Annotated in this window: 3 protein-coding genes; 1 reads left to right on the top strand and 2 read right to left on the bottom strand. The window is 70.5% G+C overall.

Annotated elements, in window-relative coordinates:
- Window positions 1–178 precede the first annotated feature (178 nt).
- Window positions 179–1,009, bottom strand: a complete 831-nt coding sequence (locus Vqi01_RS30100; RefSeq protein ID WP_204038518.1) for an alpha/beta fold hydrolase — start codon at window positions 1,007–1,009, stop codon at window positions 179–181.
- 128 nt (window positions 1,010–1,137) lie between these two features.
- Here Vqi01_RS30100 and Vqi01_RS30095 point away from each other — a divergent pair, with 128 nt between their 5' ends.
- Window positions 1,138–2,115, top strand: a complete 978-nt coding sequence (locus Vqi01_RS30095) for a sigma-70 family RNA polymerase sigma factor (RefSeq protein WP_204038517.1) — start codon at window positions 1,138–1,140, stop codon at window positions 2,113–2,115.
- On the opposite strand, the gene Vqi01_RS30090 is transcribed toward Vqi01_RS30095, so the two are convergent.
- Window positions 2,029–2,421 carry an STAS domain-containing protein gene (locus tag Vqi01_RS30090; RefSeq protein WP_204038516.1) on the bottom strand — a complete coding sequence of 131 codons (393 nt, stop codon included), beginning with the start codon at window positions 2,419–2,421 and terminating at the stop codon, window positions 2,029–2,031. The genes Vqi01_RS30095 and Vqi01_RS30090 overlap by 87 nt on opposite strands.
- Between the last annotated feature and the right edge of the window lie 229 nt (window positions 2,422–2,650).

Raw genomic sequence — 2,650 nt, 5'->3', positions numbered from 1 at the left:
CCGGACCGGCCCCGCTCCGCCCTACCCCCTCCCCGAACCCCCTCACCCCCGATCTCCTCGCTGATCATGAGGCCAGCGACAGGTCACCCTCGAGCAGGACGTCAAGGCGGCCCTTTGAAGATCAACCACGCCACTAACTCATGATCAACGCGAGGGGGTCGGGGAGGGGTGGGGTGGGTCAGGGCGTCTGGTGGAGAAAGGCGAGGGTGACCGCTGCGAAGAGCGGGGAGGCGAAGAGGTCGTAGTGCGTCAGCCCGGGCAGGATCGCCAGGGCGTGGCCACCCTTCGGCCGGCCCTCACCCGTCCAGCCGCCGTCGCGCAGCCCGCCGTCGAGCAGGTTGAAGACCTCGACGTAGTGGCTCGGCGGTGCCATGTCGGCGTCGGCGGCGACCACCAGCGTCGGCACCTGCAGGCCACGGACCTGCTCGGTGTAGTCGAAGTCCTTGCTCATCGCCACGCCGATCTTGTCCAGCAGCCGGGGGAAGTCCTCCGGGCGCGGCGCCACCCGCTGGTAGAGCTCGTACATCGGGGTGTCCTTCATGAACTCGGCGGCCGCGCTGTTGACCTGTCCCTGCTGCGCGAGCATCTCCGGGTAGATGGCGTCGCGGCGGATGTTCGCCGACGCCGCGACCAGACGGCCCACCTTGTCGGGGTGACGGATGGCGACCTCGAGCGCGACCCCGCCGCCGAGGGAGTAGCCGACGACGTCCGGCTTCTCCAGCCCGAGGTGGTCGATCAGGGCCGCGACGTCGTCCGCCATCAGCGTCACGTCCAACGGCCGGTCCACGTCGGCGGTGCGGCCGTGCCCCTGCAGGTCGACCAGGATGACCTGGTGCTGGTCGGTCAGCATGGGCAGGATCGGCGCGAACATCTCGCCCGAGCCGAGGCCGCCGTGCAGCAGGATCATCGGGCGGCCGGTGCCGTGCGTCTCGTAGTACAGGTTGACGCCGTTGACGTCGGCGTACTGGCCGGAGGTGCCGGGCTCGGCGGTCCATGCAGTGGCGGTCATGAGGTGCTCCTCGTGTCGTGTCGTTGTCCGATGTCTTGAAGACCGGGCAGGCGCCGAAGACTCATCGCCGCGGGCGACACGAATTTTCGGGTCCCGAGGTTGTCGGGGGGGAGCGTTAGATTGACGGTGTGGGTGACGTGGCAATCAGCACCTCGATCGAATCCCAGTTGGAGCCGTACCGCTCGGAGCTGACCGGCTACTGCTACCGGATGCTGGGCTCGGCCTTCGATGCCGAGGACGCCGTGCAGGACACCTTCGTGCGGGCGTGGCGCAGCTACGAGCGGTTCGAGGGCCGGTCGGCGCTGCGGACCTGGCTGTACCGGATCGCGACCAACGTCTGTCTCAACATGCTCGCCAGTGCGCAGCGCCGGGTCCGGCCGATGGATCTCGGTCCCGCCGGGTCCGGCACCGCCACCCACCCGGGCGAGCCGCGCCCCGACGAGATCTGGGTGGGCCCGGTGCCGGACAGCCGGGTCCTGCCGCAGACCAGCGACCCGGCTGAGGTGATCGCCGGCCGCGAGTCCGTCCGGTTGGCGTTCGTCGCCGCGCTGCAGCACCTGCCGCCGCGGCAGCGGGCCGTGCTCATCCTGCGGGAAGTGCTGGCCTGGTCGGCCCAGGAGGTGGCCGAGCTCCTCGACACCTCGGTGGCCAGCGTCAACAGCGCCCTGCAACGGGCCCGGGCCACCCTCACCGCCGCCGACACCGCCGCTGATGTGCACCAACCGCTGGACGAGGAGCAGAAGGCGCTGCTCGCGCGCTATGTGCGCGCGTTCGAGGCGTACGACCTGGCGGCGCTCACCGCGCTGCTGCACGAGGACGCCACGCTGTCGATGCCGCCGCTGCCGCTGTGGCTGCGCGGCCACGGCGACATCCTCGCCTGGATGAGCGGCACGGGCTCCGGATGCCGAGGCTCCCGGCTGGTGCCGGTGGTGGCGAACGGCCTGCCGGCGTTCGGGCAGTACCGCCCCAGCCTCGGCGGCTCGGGGCACGACCCCTGGGCGCTGATCGTGCTGGAGATCTCAGCCGGACGGATCGCTGCGGTCAACAACTTCCTCGACACCGCCCGCCTGTTTCCGTTGTTCGGCTTGCCGGAGCGGCTGCAATAACACGCCGGCCAGGCCGAGCAGGTCGGCAATCTCGAGCAGGTCGGCGTTGGCGCCGCTGAGGACCAGTTGCCAGCCGTGCCGCCGCGCCGTCAGGCAGAGCCGGGCCAGCGCCTCGACCGTGACCACATCGGGACGGATCGCTCCGGACACGTCGCAGACCACCACGCCAGGATCCCGGCCGCGCAGCACGTCGGCCAGGTCGCCGCAGAGCGCGGGGATGTCCGCGCGGGTCAGTGTCCCATCCATGGCGAAGCTGATCGCGAAGGTCGTCACGCAGATAGGACCGGCCGCCGCCGGCAAAATCATCCGCGGCGATGTTCCCGATCCGCACCGACGAGCTGAAGGCGGGCCTTCGGGAGGGCACAAGCAGGATCAGAGCGACCGGCAGTAGTGCGGTGGCGACGAAGCGAGCCCTGCGCCCTGCATCGACCGGCCAACCGGCCTGCGGCACCCCCATCCGGCACCGCCGCACCTCGTGCTTCCCGGCAGAAAACACCTGCCAGATCGCCGAACGCGCCGCACACGAGATGCCGCG

Source organism: Micromonospora qiuiae (assembly GCF_016863555.1).
GTDB classification, from domain to species: Bacteria; Actinomycetota; Actinomycetes; order Mycobacteriales; family Micromonosporaceae; genus Micromonospora; species Micromonospora qiuiae.
This window is presented reverse-complemented; position numbering and strand designations above follow the sequence as displayed.

Coding starts and splice junctions, on each gene's coding strand:
- Vqi01_RS30100 (WP_204038518.1), bottom strand. CDS start 1,009: ATGACCGCCACTGCATGGACCGCCGAGCCCGGCACCTCCGGCCAGTAC.
- Vqi01_RS30090 (WP_204038516.1), bottom strand. CDS start 2,421: ATGATTTTGCCGGCGGCGGCCGGTCCTATCTGCGTGACGACCTTCGCG.